General features: G+C 68.6%; 13 protein-coding genes. 9 read left to right on the plus strand and 4 right to left on the minus strand.

Translation table 11 applies throughout. The features are described 5' to 3' along the window. Positions 1-10 precede the first annotated feature (10 nt). From OG558_RS31235 to OG558_RS31245, 3 genes are all read left to right on the plus strand, one after another. Positions 11-943 carry an LLM class F420-dependent oxidoreductase gene (locus tag OG558_RS31235; protein ID WP_405066178.1) on the plus strand — a complete coding sequence of 311 codons (933 nt, stop codon included), beginning with the start codon at positions 11-13 and terminating at the stop codon, positions 941-943. 272 nt (positions 944-1215) lie between these two features. After that, the gene (gene acnA, locus OG558_RS31240) at positions 1216-3990 is read left to right on the plus strand and encodes an aconitate hydratase AcnA (RefSeq protein WP_405066179.1); all 2775 of its coding nucleotides are present in this window, start codon (positions 1216-1218) and stop codon (positions 3988-3990) included. Positions 3991-4034: 44 nt separating this feature from the next. After that, on the plus strand, positions 4035-4604 hold the full coding sequence (locus OG558_RS31245) for a HEAT repeat domain-containing protein (protein ID WP_405066180.1): 570 nt from the start codon (positions 4035-4037) through the stop codon (positions 4602-4604). Here the strand turns inward: OG558_RS31245 and OG558_RS31250 are convergent. Together OG558_RS31250 and OG558_RS31255 are read right to left on the minus strand one after the other, a co-directional pair. Continuing rightward, the gene (locus tag OG558_RS31250) at positions 4601-5017 is read right to left on the minus strand and encodes an HIT family protein (RefSeq protein WP_405066181.1); all 417 of its coding nucleotides are present in this window, start codon (positions 5015-5017) and stop codon (positions 4601-4603) included. The two genes, OG558_RS31245 and OG558_RS31250, sit on opposite strands and share 4 nt — an antisense overlap. Before the next feature lie 12 nt (positions 5018-5029). After that, positions 5030-6931 carry a Na+/H+ antiporter gene (locus tag OG558_RS31255; RefSeq protein WP_405066182.1) on the minus strand — a complete coding sequence of 634 codons (1902 nt, stop codon included), beginning with the start codon at positions 6929-6931 and terminating at the stop codon, positions 5030-5032. A gap of 132 nt (positions 6932-7063) precedes the next feature. Between OG558_RS31255 and OG558_RS31260 the strand changes: the two genes are divergently transcribed. Continuing rightward, positions 7064-8578, plus strand: a complete 1515-nt coding sequence (locus OG558_RS31260; RefSeq protein ID WP_405066183.1) for a CocE/NonD family hydrolase — start codon at positions 7064-7066, stop codon at positions 8576-8578. On the opposite strand, the gene OG558_RS31265 is transcribed toward OG558_RS31260, so the two are convergent. Together OG558_RS31265 and OG558_RS31270 are read right to left on the minus strand one after the other, a co-directional pair. After that, on the minus strand, positions 8557-9051 hold the full coding sequence (locus OG558_RS31265) for a DUF402 domain-containing protein (protein WP_405066184.1): 495 nt from the start codon (positions 9049-9051) through the stop codon (positions 8557-8559). The two genes, OG558_RS31260 and OG558_RS31265, sit on opposite strands and share 22 nt — an antisense overlap. Before the next feature lie 197 nt (positions 9052-9248). Further along, complete coding sequence (locus OG558_RS31270; protein ID WP_329478410.1) at positions 9249-9761, minus strand: DUF402 domain-containing protein; 513 nt, start codon at positions 9759-9761, stop codon at positions 9249-9251. Between the two features lie 147 nt (positions 9762-9908). Here OG558_RS31270 and dxs point away from each other — a divergent pair, with 147 nt between their 5' ends. The 5 genes from dxs (at position 9909) to OG558_RS31295 (ending at position 17498) form a co-directional block, all read left to right on the plus strand. Next, complete coding sequence (dxs, locus tag OG558_RS31275) at positions 9909-11801, plus strand: 1-deoxy-D-xylulose-5-phosphate synthase (RefSeq protein ID WP_405066185.1); 1893 nt, start codon at positions 9909-9911, stop codon at positions 11799-11801. After that, on the plus strand, positions 11794-13143 hold the full coding sequence (locus tag OG558_RS31280; RefSeq protein ID WP_405066186.1) for a hypothetical protein: 1350 nt from the start codon (positions 11794-11796) through the stop codon (positions 13141-13143). The genes dxs and OG558_RS31280 overlap by 8 nt, the downstream gene beginning before the upstream one ends. Before the next feature lie 65 nt (positions 13144-13208). After that, on the plus strand, positions 13209-14576 hold the full coding sequence (locus OG558_RS31285) for a hypothetical protein (protein WP_405066187.1): 1368 nt from the start codon (positions 13209-13211) through the stop codon (positions 14574-14576). 69 nt (positions 14577-14645) lie between these two features. Then, on the plus strand, positions 14646-16127 hold the full coding sequence (locus tag OG558_RS31290) for an APC family permease (protein WP_405066188.1): 1482 nt from the start codon (positions 14646-14648) through the stop codon (positions 16125-16127). 60 nt (positions 16128-16187) lie between these two features. After that, entirely contained in the window at positions 16188-17498 is a 1311-nt protein-coding gene (locus OG558_RS31295; protein WP_405066189.1) for a hypothetical protein, read from the plus strand. The last annotated feature ends 11 nt before the right edge of the window (positions 17499-17509 follow it).

Here is a 17509-nt window from a genome sequence, read left to right on the forward strand (position 1 = left end):
CGTGGGCGCCATGCTTCTCAGGATCTTCACCGAACCTCAGCAAGGTGCCTCGTACGACGATCTGCTCGCCGTGGCACGCAAGACCGAGGAGAACGGCTTCGACGCGTTCTTCCGGTCGGACCACTACCTCGTGATGGGCGAGAACGACGGCCTGCCCGGACCGACCGACGCCTGGATCACGCTGGCCGGCCTCGCCCGCGAGACGAGCCGGATCAAGCTCGGCACGCTGGTCAGCTCGGCCACCTTCCGCAACCCGGGTGTCCTGGCGATCACCGTCGCCCAGGTCGACCAGATGAGCGGTGGCCGTGCGGAGCTCGGGCTCGGCGCCGGCTGGTACGAGACGGAGCACAAGGCGTACGGCCTGGACTTCCCGGACACGCCGGGCCGGTTCGACCTGCTGACCGAGCAGCTCGAGCTGATCACCGGCCTGTGGGACACGCCGGTGGGGGAGAGGTACAACTTCCAGGGCGAGCACTACCAGCTGACCGATTCCCCGGCGCTGCCGAAGCCGGTCCAGCAGCCGCACCCGCCGGTCATCGTCGGGGGCGGGGGCAAGAAGCGTACGCCGTCTCTCGCGGCCAAGTTCGCGAGTGAGTTCAACGCCGGCTTCCGCTCCGTCGAGCTGACCGACACGCTCTTCAAGCGCGTCCAAGCCGCCTGCGACGAGATCGGCCGCGACCCGAAGACCCTCGACCTCTCCACTGCGCACACCGTCGTGGTCGGCAAGGACGACGCCCAGGTCAAGCAGCGCGCCGCCGCGATCGGCCGCGATGTCGAAGACCTCAAGGCCAACGCCATCGCCGGCACCCCCGCCGAGGTCGTCGACCGCCTCGGCCAGTTCGCCGCCGTCGGCTCCCAACGCCAGTACGTCCAGATCATGGACCTCCAGGACCTCGACCACCTCGACCTCATCGCGTCCGAGGTCCTCCCACAGGTGTCCTGACCGGGGATTCGTGGAGGGTTTCCAGCCCGGATCGGGCAGAAACCCTCCAAGGAACGCGCAAAAAACCTCCCAGGTCGGGATAGCGCCGGCGCTGTTCCGACTGGGGGGCGCCGGCAGGGTGATCTCGGGACGGGCGCGCTGGTGGCTCGATGTCGTGTATCTTGATGTCGAGAGAGTTTTGGGGCGAGGTTAGGGGAGCCTGATCTCGCGGCCGGGCGGCGTGCTCGGCAGGATGGGCTCAGCGGAACTGGACTGGACAGAGGAGCAGGTTGATGGCGAGCGTCGACAGCTTCGGTGCCAAGGGTGCACTCGAGGTCAACGGTCAGTCGTACGAGATCTTCAGGTTGGCGGGCATCGAGGGTGCGGACACGCTGCCGTACTCCTTGAAGGTCCTGCTGGAGAACCTGCTGCGCACCGAGGACGGCGCGAACATCACCCCCGAGCACATCACCAAGCTCGGCAACTGGGACGCGAACGCGGCGCCCGACACGGAGATCCAGTTCACCCCGGCCCGGGTGATCATGCAGGACTTCACCGGTGTGCCGTGTGTCGTCGACCTGGCCACGATGCGCGAGGCGGTCGCGGAGCTCGGCGGCGACCCCACCAAGATCAACCCGCTCGCTCCGGCCGAGCTGGTCATCGACCACTCGGTCATCACCGACGTCTTCGGCCGCCCAGACGCGTTCGAGCGCAACGTCGAGTTCGAGTACCAGCGCAACGGCGAGCGGTACCAGTTCCTTCGCTGGGGCCAGACCGCGTTCGACGACTTCAAGGTCGTCCCGCCGGGCACCGGCATCGTCCACCAGGTGAACATCGAGCACCTCGCGCGGACGGTCATGGTCCGCGACGGCATCGCTTACCCCGACACCTGTGTCGGCACCGACAGTCACACCACGATGGTGAACGGTCTCGGCGTGCTCGGCTGGGGCGTCGGCGGCATCGAGGCCGAGGCGGCCATGCTCGGCCAGCCCGTGTCGATGCTGATCCCCAAGGTCGTCGGCTTCAAGCTGACCGGCTCGGTGCCGGCCGGCGCCACCGCGACCGACGTCGTACTCACGATCACCCAGCAGCTGCGCAAGCACGGCGTGGTCGGCAAGTTCGTCGAGTTCTACGGCGAGGGCGTCGCTGCCGTGCCGCTGGCGAACCGGGCCACGATCGGCAACATGAGCCCGGAGTTCGGCTCCACCTGCGCGATCTTCCCGATCGACGACGTCACCCTGGAGTACCTGCGGCTGACCGGCCGCAGCGACCAGGACGTCGCGCTCGTCGAGGCGTACGCCAAGGAGCAGGGCCTGTGGCACGACCAGTCGGTCGAGCCGCGGTTCTCCGAGTACCTCGAGCTCGACCTGTCGACCGTCGTACCGTCGATCGCCGGCCCGAAGCGGCCGCAGGACCGGGTCGCGCTGACCGAGGCCAAGGAGGCCTTCCGCGGTGCGCTGACCGACTACGCGACCGAGGAGCTCGACGTCGACCCGTCGGAGACCGGGAGCTTCCCGGCCAGCGACGCGCCGAACGGTCACGGCGACGTGAACGACGAGCCGCATGTCCCGCACGGCGGTCCCGGCCGGCCGTCGAAGAAGACCAAGATCACCATGAACGGCGCGGAGACCGAGCTCGACCACGGCCACGTCGTGATCGCCAGCATCACCTCCTGCACCAACACCTCGAACCCGTCGGTCATGCTCGCCGCCGCGCTGCTGGCCAAGAACGCGGTCGACAAGGGCCTGGCTTCGAAGCCGTGGGTGAAGACGTCGCTGGCACCCGGGTCGAAGGTCGTCACCGACTACTACGAGAAGGCCGGCGTCACGCCGTACCTGGAGAAGCTCGGCTTCCACCTGGTCGGCTACGGCTGTACCACCTGCATCGGGAACTCGGGCCCGCTGCCCGAGGCCGTCTCGGCCGGCGTGCAGGAGGCCGACCTGGCGGTCGTCTCGGTGCTGTCCGGCAACCGCAACTTCGAGGGCCGGATCAACCCGGACGTGAAGATGAACTACCTCGCCTCGCCGCCGCTGGTGATCGCCTACGCGCTGGCCGGGACGATGGACTTCGACTTCGAGACCGATGCCCTGGGCCAGGACACCGACGGCAACGACGTGTTCTTGAAGGACATCTGGCCGGCCGCGGACGAGGTCGAGAAGGTGATCGCCTCCTCGATCAGCAAGGAGATGTTCACCAAGGACTACGCCGATGTCTTCGCCGGTGACGAGCGCTGGCAGTCGCTGCCGACGCCCGAGGGCAAGACGTTCGCCTGGGACGCCGAGTCGACGTACGTGCGCAAGCCTCCGTACTTCGACGGGATGGCCAAGGACCCGTCGCCGGTGACCGACATCGCCAGCGCCCGGGTGCTGGCCAAGCTGGGCGACTCGGTCACCACCGACCACATCTCCCCGGCCGGTTCGATCAAGGCCGACAGCCCGGCCGGCAAGTATCTGGCCGACCACGGCGTGGACCGCAAGGACTTCAACTCGTACGGCTCGCGCCGGGGCAACCACGAGGTGATGATCCGCGGCACGTTCGCGAACATCCGGCTGCGCAACCAGATCGCGCCGGGCACCGAGGGCGGCTTCACCCGCGACTTCACCCAGGACGACGCGCCCGTCACGTCGATCTACGAGGCCGCGCAGTCGTACGCCGAGGCCGGCACGCCGCTGGTGATCCTGGCCGGCAAGGAGTACGGCTCGGGTTCGTCGCGCGACTGGGCCGCCAAGGGTACGGCGCTGCTCGGGGCGAAGGCCGTGATCACCGAGTCCTTCGAGCGCATCCACCGGTCGAATCTGATCGGCATGGGCGTGCTGCCCCTGCAGTACCCGGAGGGTGAGACCGCGGAGTCGCTCGGCCTGACCGGCGAGGAGACGTTCGACATCACCGGCGTCACCGCGCTCAACGAGGGCTCGATCCCGAGCACCGTCCACGTCAAGGTCACCTCGCCCGACGGCGGCGAGAAGGAGTTCGACGCGGTCGTCCGGATCGACACCCCCGGCGAGGCCGACTACTACCGCAACGGCGGCATCCTGCAGTACGTGCTCCGTTCGCTCCTCGCGGGCTGACACGGGCGCAGTAGTTGTCGGTGGTCGGCGCTTTACTGGTCGGCATGGGCAAGGAACGCGAGGCGCCGCGCGAGGTTGTGCGCGCGGCGTGCGCCAAGCACGGCGATGACGCCGTGATCGACTGGTGCGTCGCGTTCCTCACCGGAGAGATCTCGGGGGAGGACGCGTACGGCGCCGACCTGCCGAAGCTGGTGGCGATCACGGGCAACCCGAAACCAGGTGGCTGGTCCGCGCCGGTCGACCCGGTGAACTACTACTGGATCAGGGTGTGGGCCGCCCGCGTCTTCCTCTACGTCTGGCGCGATGACGTCGTCGACGCGCTGCGGGTGGCCGCGAGGGATCCCGCCTGGCGGGTGCGAGAGCACGTCGCTCGGCTGACCGCGCAGCGGGAGCTCGGTCAGCTCGTCGACGCCCTGCTACCCGATCTTCAGCACGAGCTGCCCAGAGTCCGTGCGACGGCCGCCCGCGCTGTCGGCGCCGCGGGCGAGGCCGAGCACGCCGAGGCTCTGCAAGATCTCCTCGAGGACCCGGACCTCACCGTCCGCGTGGCAGCCGAGAATGCCCTGGCCCGCTTGGAGAAACGGCTGGACCGCACCTTCGAACGGCGCGCTTAGCTCGACAGAGCGGCGCGGAGTTTACCGGCATACTCAGCTGCTTCGGCGTCGTCGGCGTACTTGGTGCGGGGCCAGAAGAAGCCGCGCAGTCCGTCGCCCTTCGTCCGTGGCACCACGTGCACGTGGAGATGCGGGACGGACTGCGACACGATGTTGTTCACGGCAACGAACGAGCCCTGCGCGTCGAACGCCGTACGCACGGCATCCGCGACCGACCGCGCCGCCCCGAAGAACGGCACCAGCAACGCGTCCGGCAGCTCGACCAGCGTCGGCACGTGCTCGCGCGGCACGATCAGCGTGTGCCCCTTGAACACCGGCCGTACGTCGAGGAATCCCACGACGTCCGGTGTTTCCAGCACGATCTGCGCCGGCGTCGTACCGGCGATGATGGAACAGAAGAGACAGTCGGCCATCAGGTCATGACCTTAGCCGAGCTTCTCGTCTACGAAGCACCAGCGCCAATTCTCGCCTGGTTCGAAGCTGCGCATCACCGGGTGTTCGGTCTCGTCGTAATGCTTGCTGGCGTGCTTCATCGGCGACGAGTCGCAGCAGCCGACGTGACCGCAGCCGAGGCAGAGACGCAGGTGGACCCAGGAGCTGCCGATCGCCAGGCACTCCTCGCACCCCTCGGGTGTGTTCGGCGCGACCACCAAAGGAGCTTGTTCGAGGTGCTTGCAGGCACCGCCCGGTGAGGTCTTGACCCGCAGGTCCTCGGACCGGCCGCCCACGTCGTCGTCCTCGTCGCGGTCCAGGATGGACTCCTCGATGTCAAGGGCGATCTGCGCCCGCTGCAGCACCTCGTCGGCGACGAGGCCGGCGTCGCGGACCTTCAGGATGTGTCCCCGCTCGGCCTCGAGCATGGCGATCCGCAGCCGGCGATAGGCCTCGCTCGGCGTCTCGTACTCGCTCTCCGGCCGCCCGAGCCGCTCCCACGCGGCCTGCGCCCGGGCCTCACCACGCTGCCGGAGCAGGTTGACCACCTCGGGCGGGTCGTCCGGCGTGACGATCTCCTGCAGCTTCTCCTCGGCGGCGCGGTGCGCACCTTGCAGTACGGCGGCCTCCTGCAGCGCATCCTCCGCCGGATCCGGGCCGGGCAGCCGGAGCCGCCGTACCAGCCAGGGCAGGGTCGAGCCCTGGACGAGCAGCGTGCCCGCGGTCACGGCGAGCGCGATGAAGACCAGTACTTCGCGATCCGGGGTGTCGTCGGGGAGGGTGAAGACGGCGGCCAGGGTGACGACGCCGCGCATCCCGGCCCATGACACGACGATCAGCGCCTGCCACGACACCGGTCCCGGCCGGGACGGGCCGAGGACGCGCCGGGACACGATCGTGGACGGGATCAGCCAGATCGGCCGGAGCAGCACTACCGCCAGGAATACCGCGGTGGTCGCGGCCGCGATCAGCCAGCCCGGCAGCGGGCTCATCGCGAGGTCGTCGAGGATCCACCGGGTCTGCAGGCCGATCAGCAGGAAGACGGTGTTCTCGAGCAGGAACTGGAAGGTCCGCCAGTTGGTCCGCTCCGACATCCGCGACTTGGCCGACTGGATGATCGGCGACTTGTGCCCGAGCAACAGGCCGGTGACGACCACGGCGAGGACGCCGGACGCATGGATCTCTTCCGCGGCGACATAGGCGATGAACGGCGCGGTCAGGCTGAGCGTGGTGTCGAGCACCGGGTCGGTGAACCGGCGGCGGACCTTGGCCAGCACGAACGCCACGGCCAGACCGATCACGACCCCGCCACCGGCCGCGCGGACGAAGTCCAGGCCGACGTGCAGGACGGTCGGCGTGACCACTGCGGCCGCGAGCGCCGTACGCAGACAGACCAGTGCGGTCGCGTCGTTGACCAGGCTCTCGCCCTCGAGGATGGTGACCACGCGGCGCGGGAGTCCGACCCGCCTGGCGATCGCGGTCGCGGCGACGGCGTCCGGCGGCGCGACCACGGCGCCGATCGCGAAGGCGGCCCACAACGGCAGCGGTTCGTGGCCCAGCGACCCGGCCACGACGCCGAGCAGCCACCACGCGACCACGCCGACGCCGAGCGCGGTGAACACGACCAGCCCGACCGACAGCAGCCCGATCGACCGGCGGTGTTTGGAGAAGTCGACCAGGCTGGTCTTGATCGCCGCCGAGTACAGCAGCGGCGGCAGGAAGCCGACCAGGACGACCTCGGGGGCGAGCTCGACCCGGGGGACGAACGGGAGGTACGACGCGGCGATCCCGATGACCACGAGCAGCAGGGGAGCCGAGATCCCGAGCCGCCGGGCCAGTGCGGCCCCGGCCGCGACCACGGCGACGAGGGCTACGACCTCGATCGCGATATGCACGCTGCACAGTGTCGCAGCGTCGGCCCGGTTTCGGCCGCTCGGTTCGCCCTCGGCTGAGCCGGGATCTGGTCAGTGCGGTCGCGGTCGTCTAGCGTGTGCGCAGCGGGATCTGTCGATCACTGGGGGTGACTGATGCGTCGTCGCGTCGTCTCACTGGTTTGTGCGCTTGTCGTTCTCGGCTCGTCGCTCGCGGTCCCTGCCGCGGCCGCCGTCACGGTCACCAACGGCTGTGTCGCCTCGGTGCCGGAGCCCGGTACGACGACACCGGTCCGGATCTGTTATTCGCTGTTCGAGCCCGCCGGCGCCTCGGCCGCACACACCGTGCCACTGATCTTCCACAGTCATGGCTGGGCCGGCAGCCGGACCAAGGACCCGGCCGCGTTCCAGGCCTGGCTCGACGCCGGCTTCGGCGTACTGAGCTTCGACCAGCGCAGCTTCGGCGAGAGCACCGGCGTCGCGCACGTGATGAGCCCGGACTATGAGGGCCGCGACGTGGTGAAGCTCGTCGACTTCGTCGCCGGTCTGGACTGGGTGACGAAGCAACGGCCGGGTGATCCGCTGATTGGGGCGATCGGCGGGTCTTACGGTGGCGGGTACCAGTTCGCCGGTGCGTTCACCGAGTTGCGGGACAGCGGGCGGACCCGGTTCGACGCGCTCGCGCCCGAGATCACCTGGTGGGATCTCAAGCAGAGTCTCGCGCCGGAGGAGGCTGCGCGGACGCTCTGGCTCTCGATCCTCTTCGCCGCCGGCGGCACCCACCTGCCGCCCGCGGTGTCGGCGGCGTTCGTGCAGTTGATCGCGACCGGCGGTTGGCCGGCAGGGAAGGCTGGGCGCGATCTTGATGCGTTCTTCGCGCGCAACGGGCCGGCGTGGCACGTGTCGCAGGGCCGCAAGCTGGATATCCCGGTGCTGTTCGGGCAGGGGATCTCGGACAACCTGTTCAACCTCAACCAGGGGCTGGCGAACTTCGACCATGCGCTGACCGCCCGGGCCCGGGCGCGGTCGATCTTCGTCGGGTACAACGGCGGTCACACGCTGCCGAGCGTCGTACCGCCGGGATTCGCGACGCCGGGGGATCCGTGCTCGATCGCGCTGGGCTCGCCGAACTTCTCGGCCCTGGCGGTGCGCTTCATGACCGCGAAGCTGCTGGGGAGGGCGACCGGGCTGTCCGGCTTCGGCGTGTATCACCTGTCCACCGCGGACGGTCGTTGCCTGACGCAACGGAATCTGGCGCCGAACACACGCCAGGCACTGGGCAAGATCCTCGTCCCGACCGGCGCCGGACTGCCACTCAGCCTGAAAATCGCGACCGGGCCTCTGACCGTCGCGGGAACTCCTCGGCTCTCCGCGAAGGTCTACACGCTCGTACCGGACTCGGGAGCCTTCTTCGCCCTCAGCGTCGGCACCAACCCGCTGACCGCGAGGGTCGTGCAGAACAACACGATGCCGCTGCGGGAGAAGCACGTCGCGAGGGGCGTCGAGCGCACGATCGAACTGCCCGCGATCGCCGTCGACGTCCCGGCCGGCAAGAATCTCTACCTGACCGTCACCCCGGTCGCCGACATGTACGCCGGCCAACGCGGCCCGCTCCCCGGCGCGCTGCTGTTGAAGAACCCGACGCTGACCTATCGGATCTTGTCGAGATAAGTCTTGTAGACGGTCAGGAACGGCTCCTCGTTCGCCACCGCACCGACCAGCCAGTCGCACGTCTCCTGCGCCGTCGCGATCACGTCGGCCGGATATCCGTACTTGACCTGGTGTTCGGCGAACTCGTCCTCGTCGTCGACATAGATCGTCCCGTCCCGCCGCTTCACCACGTCCAGATCGAGATCGATCATCGTGACCACGTCCTCGGAGAACTCCACCGGCGTCGTCACGTCGCAGTAGATCTCCGTCCGACGCGGCTCGTCGTTGAAGATCGCTGTGAACCACTGGTCCCGCGGGAACAACTGCACATGAGCCTGTTCCTGCGTCACCACCGGCTCATCCCCCCGCTGCGACACCGAGTTCGCCGGCGCCCCCAACCACACCCCGAACGCGTCCTCCCCGAGATACCGCATCCACTGATGCCAGTGCAGCTTCTCGTCGTACTTCCGATACACCACCCGAACATCACGCATGCCGGACAACTTATCCCGCCACCGGTGCGCCCGGCCGCGGACCGCCCGCCGGACGGGCGGGCGTTACGGAAGTTGCAGGTTGCTGCAATTCTCTGGCCCGCGACCGGCGCCGACCGCCAGGATGAAGGGGCGACCATCTGGGGAGGAACAGCTGCGCGTCCTAGGTTCTCGCTGACCCTCGCCGGTGTAGGGGGGCCTTATCCGGTGGGGGTCAGCGAGCGGATCTGCTGGAGGTAGGGCCGGTAGGCGGTGGTGAAGGGCTCTGTGGTGGTGATGTGGGTGGCCAGGTAGTCGCAGGTGGCCTGGGCGGTGGCGATGACCTGGGGTGGGTAGTGGTAGAGGACCTGGTGGTGGTGGAACTCGTCCTCGTCCATGACGCGGACCGAGCCGTCTCGCATCAGGCGGATGTCGAGGTCGAGGTCGACGGTGGTGACGGAGTCGACGCCGAACTCGGCGGGCATGGTGATGTCGCAGTAGATGGCGGTCTGGTGGGGGGTGTCGTTGAAGAGGGCACTCCACCATTGGCCGTGCGGGAAGAGGCGGACGCGGTGGTGGTCGATGGTGGTCCAGCTGCCGTCGGCGCGCTGGCCCTTGGTGCCGGGGAGGGAGCCGACCCACAGGCCGTGCTCGTCCTCGCCGAGCCGGACGGCTTCCACCAGGCGATGCGGCTGTCCGTCGTACTTGCGGAACAGCGTCCTCACCAGCTCCATGCGATCACTCTAGGTGAAAGCCGAACCATCCTGCCCGAGGAGACGTCTTGGAGTGTGAGATAGGCCCGGTCGGAGTTGCCGAGTTCGGAAACCGGGCGCGGGGTGAATAGACTCAAGCGTCCGAGGACGACCGCGGGGAGGAACTCGATGCGCGTGCTGGAGACGGTCGGAGGGCCGGCGGACCTCAAGAAGCTGTCCGATCAGCAGCTCACCGATCTCGCGGCGGAGATCCGCGAGGTCCTGGTCGAGACCGTGTCCCGGACCGGGGGCCACCTCGGCCCCAACCTCGGGATGGTCGAGATCACCCTGGCGATGCACCGCGTGTTCGAATCGCCGCACGACCGGCTCGTCTTCGACGTCGGTCACCAGGCGTATGTGCACAAGCTGGTCACCGGCCGGGCGCCGAAATTCGACACTCTCCGTCAGCAGGGCGGCCTGTCCGGGTACCCGAACCAGGCCGAGTCCGAGCACGACATCATCGAGAACAGCCACGCCTCGACCGCCCTTTCATACGCCGACGGCCTGGCCAAGGCCTACCGGTTGCGCAAGGAGGACCGGCACGTGGTCGCGCTGATCGGCGACGGCGGCCTGACCGGCGGCATGGCCTGGGAGGCGCTGAACAACATCGCCGCCGCCAAGGACCTCAAGCTGGTCATCATCGTCAACGACAACGGCCGCTCCTACAGCGACACCGTCGGGGGCCTGGCCACCCACCTGACCAGCCTGCGCACCAACCCGCGGTACGAGAAGGTCCTCGACCTGATCAAGAGGAACCTGGCCCGGACGCCGTACGTCGGCCCGCCGATGTACGAGGTGCTGCACGGGGTGAAGAAGGGCCTGAAGGACATGCTCGCCCCGCAGGGCATGTTCGAGGATCTCGGCCTCAAGTACGTCGGTCCCGTCGCCGGCCACGATCGCGAAGCGATCGAGGAGGCGCTGCGGAGCGCGAAGGCGTTCGGCGGTCCGGTGATCGTGCACGCGGTGACCCAGAAGGGGTTCGGGTACGCCGCCGCCGAGGAGGACGAGGAGGACAACTTCCACCAGGTCCGCCCGGTCAACAAGCCGCGCGGCTGGACGGATGTGTTCGCTGACGAGATGATCCGGATCGGTCACCGCCGCCCGGACGTGGTCGCGATCACCGCGGCGATGCTGCACCCGACCGGCCTGGCCGCGTTCGCGGCCGAGTTTCCGGACCGGATCTTCGACGTCGGCATCGCCGAGCAGCACGCGGTGACGAGCGCCGCCGGTCTCGCGCTGGGCGGTCTGCACCCGGTCGTCGGCCTCTACTCGACCTTCCTGAACCGGGCCTTCGACCAGGTGCTCATGGACGTCGCGCTGCACAAGCTCGGCGTCACGTTCGTGCTCGACCGCGCGGGGATCACCGGTGACGACGGCCCGAGCCACAACGGCATGTGGGACATGTCGATCCTGCAGGTCGTCCCCGGGCTGCGGCTTGCGGCGCCCCGTGACGGCAAGCGCCTGGAGGAGCTGCTCAACGAGGCGGTCGAGGTGAAGGACGCGCCGACGGTACTGCGCTTTGCCAAGGGCGAGGTGTTCCCGGACATCGACGCGATCGACAGGCTCGGCGAGACGGACGTGCTGCAGCGGTCCGGGACCGACGTACTCCTGGTCGGCATCGGCGCGATGGCGGTCACCGCGATGGACGTCGCGCAGCGGCTCGAGGCGCACGGCTTCGGCGTCACCGTGGTGGACCCGCGCTGGGTCAAGCCGGTCGACGCGAAGCTGGTCGAGCTGGCCGCGGACTTCAAGCTCGTGGTCACGATCGAGGACAACGGCCGGGCCGGTGGCTGTGGGTCGATGATCGCCCAGGCGTTGCGCGACGAGGGCGTGGCGACGCCGGTCCGCGATTTCGGCATCCCGCAGAAGTTCCTCGAGCACGCCAAGCGTCCCGCCGTACTGCAGGAGATCGGGCTGACCGGGCAGGAGCTGGCGCGGGAGATCACCGAGCTGATCGCCCAGCATCCGGGCGAGCCGCTCAGCGAGCCCGATCCGGCCAGCGGCCGTCAGGGCAGTGCCTGAGTCAGGGCGGCACCCCGCACCACCGCGGAGCCGTCACGCAGCAGCTCGCCGCCGCACCCGCGCCTGGCCGCTGTTGCTCTCCCTGGCCCTCGTCGCCGTCGCGGTTGCCGGCGGCCTGGCCCTGCACCACTCCAGCGGGCGCACGGACGGTTCCGAAGCCGCCAGCGCCACTACGCCGGACATCGATCTGGCGGCCCGGGCCGCGGCCGTGGACAAGGTGCTGAAGAAGCGCTCGCAGGCCGTGCTCACCGACAACCAGAAGGACTTCCTGGCCGACGTCGACCCGGGCAACAAGAACCTGGTCGCCCGGCAGCGGACCCTGTTCACGAACCTCCGTCAGTTCGGTTTCGCGAAACTGACCTATCAGCAGCTGTCCCAGCAGTTCGACGACGCGATCACCAAGAAGTACGGCCCGTCGACGTACCTCGTCGCGATCGCGATGACCTACCAGATCCGGGGCATCGACATGGTCCCGGTCCGCGCGATGCTCGGCTACACGTTCACCGAACGGCCGACCGGCGACTGGATGCTGGTGTCCGACACCGACCTGGACGAGCGGCTGCCGCGCGGCTCGCACCAGGAGGCCTGGGACACCGGCGAGGTGCTGGTGAAGCGCGCGCCGCGGGTCCTCGTGGTAGTCGAGAAGGGCCAGGACAAGCTCGCGACCAAGCTTGTCGGGATGGCGAGCAGCGCGGTGACGGCGGTCAGCAAGAGCTGGCCGGGCGGCTGGAACGGCTCCGGCGTGGTGATCGGGCTCGACGACAAGATCGTGCGCGGCGCCGACTACACCCAGCCGAAGAACGCCGAGGACGCGATCGCGATGGCGACGTGGGTCTACCGCACGTTGCCCGGCGAGGTGACCACAGAGGGGCAGCGGGCCGATTCGTACGTCGTGATCAACCCGCGCAACCGTGGCAAGGTCGACGCGCGGACGCTGGCGCACGAGTTCACCCATGTCGCGACGGCGCCGTACGGGCCGTATGCCCCACGGTGGCTGGTCGAGGGGGCGGCGACGTACGTCGAGTTCCTGCCGATGGACGGTGCGCAGCCGTTGGCAATCGGGAAGTACCGGCAGGACGTGCGGACGAAGTACCTGGCGAAGGCGAAGAGCCTGCCCGCCGATGCGACCTTCTTCCAGCAGTCCGACAGTTCGTACCCGCTGTCCTGGCTGGCCCTCGACTACCTCTTCACCCGGTTCGGTGGGACCGAGGTCGGCACGCTCTACCGGGAGATGGCAGCCCTCGGCACTACGCAGGCCGATCGGGACCGGATCATGCTGGAACACGTCGGCATGACCGAAGCCGGCCTGTTCCAGGCCCTGAAGGCCGCTGCGGCTGCCTGAACCGTCTGGGTCAAGTAGGGTAGCCGGGCTGCGACTGACGGGTACTCGGAGGGGATCGACCCGAAGTGAATGCGACCACGCCTGGCGCCGGACCGCCGAGCGCTCAGGCTCCGCCTGCTGGACCCCGCCGCTGGCTGGGGTTGCTGGCGGCGGTGGCGCTGGTCTCCGGCGGCGTGGCCTACACCGTTGAAGAGCGGCACGAGGACGCCCGCGCCCGGGTCGTCGCGACCCAGACGCCAGGGCCGAGCCAGAGCCCCACGACGTCGCGCACCGCGGCCGCGATCACCGCCCGCCGGGTGGCCGTCGACACCATTCTGCTGCGCCGCGCCCAGGCCGTGCAGACCCGAAACCAGGCGCTCTTCCTGGCCGACATCGATCCAGCCAACACGAAGCTGCGCGCCGCGCAGGCGGTGCTGTTCGCGAACCTGGTCGAGATCGGCTTCACCGAGCTCGGCTACAGCCAGGCCGAGGAGCGGTTCAACCCGTCGGTGCTCCGGGCGCACGGGCGTACGACGTACCTGGTCCGGGTGCTGATGCGCTACCAGATCCCGCAGGTCGACCTCGCCCCGGTGACGACCGAGCTCGGCTACACGTTCGTCAGCCGGGCCGGCCGATGGGTGATCACCGATGACGACGACCTGGACAACGACCTGGGCCCGGGCGCGCACCAGGAGGCCTGGGACCTGGGCCCGATCGACGTGCAGCGCGCGCCGCGGGTGCTGGTCGCGGTGGAGAAGGGCGACACCGAACGCGGCCGGGCGATCGCGGCCGCGGCGACCGAGGGGCTGACCGAGGTGTCGGCGTACTGGCCGCGGAAGTGGCGTGGCTCGGTCTTCGTGATCGCACTCGACGAGACCGAGGTCCGCGACGCTCGATTCGCCGACGAGGACATCGAGTCGGCCGCGAGTTCGGGCTCGACCTTCTCGTCGCTGCCCGGTCAGGACACCGCCGACGGCACGGTCGCCGGTGCCTACATCGCGATCAATCCGAACGAGCGCGACCGCGTCGACGAGATCCTGCTGTCGCACGAGATCACCCATGTCGCCACCGCCGACCTCGGCGGGTACGAACCGCTCTGGCTGGCCGAGGGCGCGGCCGAGGACGTGTCCTGGCGCGGGATCGAGGCGATCAGCGGGCCGGGTGAGGTCGCCAAGTGGGAGCAGGAGGTCATCGACGACGCATTGCCGACCCTGACCTCGCTGCCGAGCGACGCCGGCTTCTACCAGAACTCCGCCGACGTGTACGGCGTCAGCTGGCTCGCGGTGCGCTACCTGGTGCGGCGGATCGGACTCGACCACGTCGAGGAGCTGTACGAGGACATGGCGATGAACGGCACCGACCAGGCGGCCCGCGACCGGATCCTGCTCAGCCGCACCGGCCTCACCGAGGCGACGTTGTGGACCTCTCTGCGGACGTACACGCCGCAACGCTGAGTGGCGGTTTGACCTCAAGCGGTCAGACAGGCAATCTCGAATGGTTCCGTCCACGTCGAGGAGGCGCAGATGAGTCTTGTTCGGAAGAAGACGATCGAGCAGTCCATCGCTGACACCGACGAACCGGAGTACCAGCTCAAGAAACGTCTGACCGCGATCGATCTGACCGTCTTCGGCATCGGTGTGATCATCGGCGCCGGTATCTTCACGCTGACCGGCCGCGCGGCGAAGGCGTACGCCGGACCGGGCATCGCGTTGTCGTTCGTGCTCGCCGCGGTCTGTTGTGCGCTGGCCGCGTTGTGCTACGCCGAGTTCTCGTCCACCGTCCCGGTGTCGGGATCGGCGTACACCTTCTCGTACTTCTCGCTCGGTGAGATCTTCGCCTGGATCATCGGCTGGGACCTGCTGCTCGAACTGATGCTCGGAGCAAGCGTCGTCGCCCAGGGCTGGTCGACGTACGCCGCCTTGTTCCTCGAGCAGATCGGGTTGGGCTGGCCGTCGTCGATCGGGCCCGACAGTCATGTGAACGTGCTGGCGATGCTGCTCGTCGCCGTGCTGGCCACGCTCGCGACGATCGGCATCAAGGAGTCGCTGCGGGTCAACCTGGTGCTGGTCGCGATCAAGCTGTTCGTGGTGCTGTTCGTGATCATCGCCGGCCTGTTCTACATCAAGGGCTCGAACCTGTCGCCGTTCATCCCGCCGAGCGTGCCGGCCCCCAACGGCGACGTCACCATCACCACCCCGCTGTTCCAGGCGATGTTCGGGTTCACCCCGTCGACGTTCGGCGTGATGGGCCTGGTGTCCGGCGCCTCGCTGGTGTTCTTCGCGTTCATCGGGTTCGACGTGGTCGCGACCACCGCCGAAGAGGCGAAGAACCCGCAGCGCGACCTGCCCCGCGGCATCATCGGCTCGCTGGCGATCTGCACGGTGCTCTACGTGCTGGTCTGCATCGTCATCACCGGCATGGTGAAGTACACCGACATCAACGGTGAGGCGGCGCTGGCCGAGGCGTTCCGGTCGGTCGGCCGGGACAGCTTCGCGACCCTCATCTCGGCGGGTGCGGTGGCAGGTCTGACCACGGTGGTGCTGACGCTGATGATCGGCGCGGCTCGCGTGGTGTTCGCGATGAGCCGTGACCACCTGATGCCGCGTCAGCTCGGCAAGACGCACGCGAAGTGGGGGACGCCGTACCGGCTGACCATCGCGATCGGCGTCATCGTCGCGATCGTCGCCGGTCTCACCCCGATCGGGAAGCTGGAGGAGATGGTGAACATCGGCACCCTGGCCGCGTTCACCCTGGTGTCGATCGCCGTACCGCTGCTGCGCAAGAGCCGGCCGGACATCAAGCGCTCCTTCACCGTGCCGGGCAACCCGGTGGTCCCGATCCTGGCGGCGCTCATCTGCATCTACCTGATGCTGAACCTGTCGCTGGAGACCTGGCTGCGGTTCGCGATCTGGATGGTGCTCGGCTTCGTCGTCTACGCCCTCTACGGCTACCGCAGGAGCCGCGTCGGCATCGAGGAGCGCACCGGCGAGGTCACGAAGGCCTGACCGTCCCGCTCGGATGGTCGGCGACCCGGTAGGATCAGCCGACCATCCGAGGGGGACCGCATGAAGCACCCGAGGCGCCTGCTCGCAGGTGTCGCCGCGCTGGCGCTCGCCGCGACCGCGGGTGTCGTGGCTGTCCGCGTCCAGCACGGCTCGTCGCCCGACAGCAGTGCCGTGGCGGCGGTCGAGGCGACCGCGACGCCGGGCCTGCTCGACGACGCGCAGAAGAAGGCCCGGAAGGGCCAGGTCGACGTCGTTCTGGCAGTGCGGGCCACCGCGGTCCTCAAGGGTGATCTGCGGCGTTTCCTCGCCGCGGTCGATCCGAAGCAGCCGCAGTTGGTGGCGCGGCAGCGGCTGCTGTTCACGAACCTGCGGAAGTTCGGGTTCACCAAACTGACGTACTTCGCCGCGGACGAGCGTGAGTCGCCGGAGCTGACGACGAAGTACGGGCCGGGCGTGTTCACCACCCGGGTGATGATGCGGTATCAGCTGACCGGCCTGGACGCGAAGCCCGTGCAGACGGATCTCGGCTACGCCTTCGTACGGCGAGCAGGCGCGTGGATCCTGGTCGAGGACGGCGCGATCGACGGTGAGCTGAGCGCGGACGGGCATCGACAGCCGTGGGACTACCAGGAGGTCGCGGTCGTCCGGCGCGGCAAGGTCGTCGTCGTGGTCGACAAGCGCGAACCGGCGCTGGGCCGGAAGATCGCGAAGGTGTCGCAGGGCTCGGTCGACGCCGTACGGCGGCATTGGCCGCGACCGTGGAACGGCGCGGTGATGGTGGTCGCGATGGCCGAGCCGCGGGTGATGGCGCTGCTGTGGACCTCTGGGTCGGGCTCCGGCTGGACCATCGCCGCGAAGGCGGTCACCTTGTACGACGGTGAGCCGATCGGACCGAAGACGACGACGCCGGTGAGCAGCCGGATCGTGGTGAACCCGGCCGTCCGCAAACAGCTCGACGAAGACCTGCTGGTGCATGAGATGACGCACGTCGCGACGGTGCCGATCGGGAACAACACGCCGATCTGGTTGGTCGAGGGGCTCGCGGAGTACGTCCGTTGTGCGTCGATCGAGGACGACCCGCACTGGACGGTCGATCCCTACCGGAAGACGGTGCGGACCAAGTATCTGCCGGGGATGAAGGTGCTGCCTGGTCCGGCGGAGTTCGACGCGGACGGTGATCGGTCGTACGGGCAGAGCTGGTGGATCACGGCGTACCTGCAGTCGAAGCTGGGGGAGAAGGGGGTGGCGTCCCTGTACGCGGACCTCGCCGTCCACAGCACCAACGAGGCCAGCTACACCAGCATCATCAAGGAACACACCGGCAAGACACCCGAGCAGTTGGTTGCCGCCGTCAAGAAGTTCAAAGGCTGAGAGCCCCGCCC

Source organism: Kribbella sp. NBC_01510, assembly GCF_045040325.1.
In the GTDB taxonomy this organism is placed as follows: Bacteria; Actinomycetota; Actinomycetes; order Propionibacteriales; family Kribbellaceae; genus Kribbella.

Excerpts from the sequence above, each read along its gene's own strand:
- OG558_RS31235 (WP_405066178.1), top strand. The coding sequence starts at position 11 with ATGCTTCTCAGGATCTTCACCGAACCTCAGCAAGGTGCCTCGTACGAC.
- acnA (WP_405066179.1), top strand. The coding sequence starts at position 1,216 with ATGGCGAGCGTCGACAGCTTCGGTGCCAAGGGTGCACTCGAGGTCAAC.
- OG558_RS31245 (WP_405066180.1), top strand. The coding sequence starts at position 4,035 with ATGGGCAAGGAACGCGAGGCGCCGCGCGAGGTTGTGCGCGCGGCGTGC.
- OG558_RS31250 (WP_405066181.1), bottom strand. The coding sequence starts at position 5,017 with ATGGCCGACTGTCTCTTCTGTTCCATCATCGCCGGTACGACGCCGGCG.
- OG558_RS31260 (WP_405066183.1), top strand. The coding sequence starts at position 7,064 with ATGCGTCGTCGCGTCGTCTCACTGGTTTGTGCGCTTGTCGTTCTCGGC.
- OG558_RS31265 (WP_405066184.1), bottom strand. The coding sequence starts at position 9,051 with ATGCGTGATGTTCGGGTGGTGTATCGGAAGTACGACGAGAAGCTGCAC.
- OG558_RS31270 (WP_329478410.1), bottom strand. The coding sequence starts at position 9,761 with ATGGAGCTGGTGAGGACGCTGTTCCGCAAGTACGACGGACAGCCGCAT.
- dxs (WP_405066185.1), top strand. The coding sequence starts at position 9,909 with ATGCGCGTGCTGGAGACGGTCGGAGGGCCGGCGGACCTCAAGAAGCTG.
- OG558_RS31290 (WP_405066188.1), top strand. The coding sequence starts at position 14,646 with ATGAGTCTTGTTCGGAAGAAGACGATCGAGCAGTCCATCGCTGACACC.
- OG558_RS31295 (WP_405066189.1), top strand. The coding sequence starts at position 16,188 with ATGAAGCACCCGAGGCGCCTGCTCGCAGGTGTCGCCGCGCTGGCGCTC.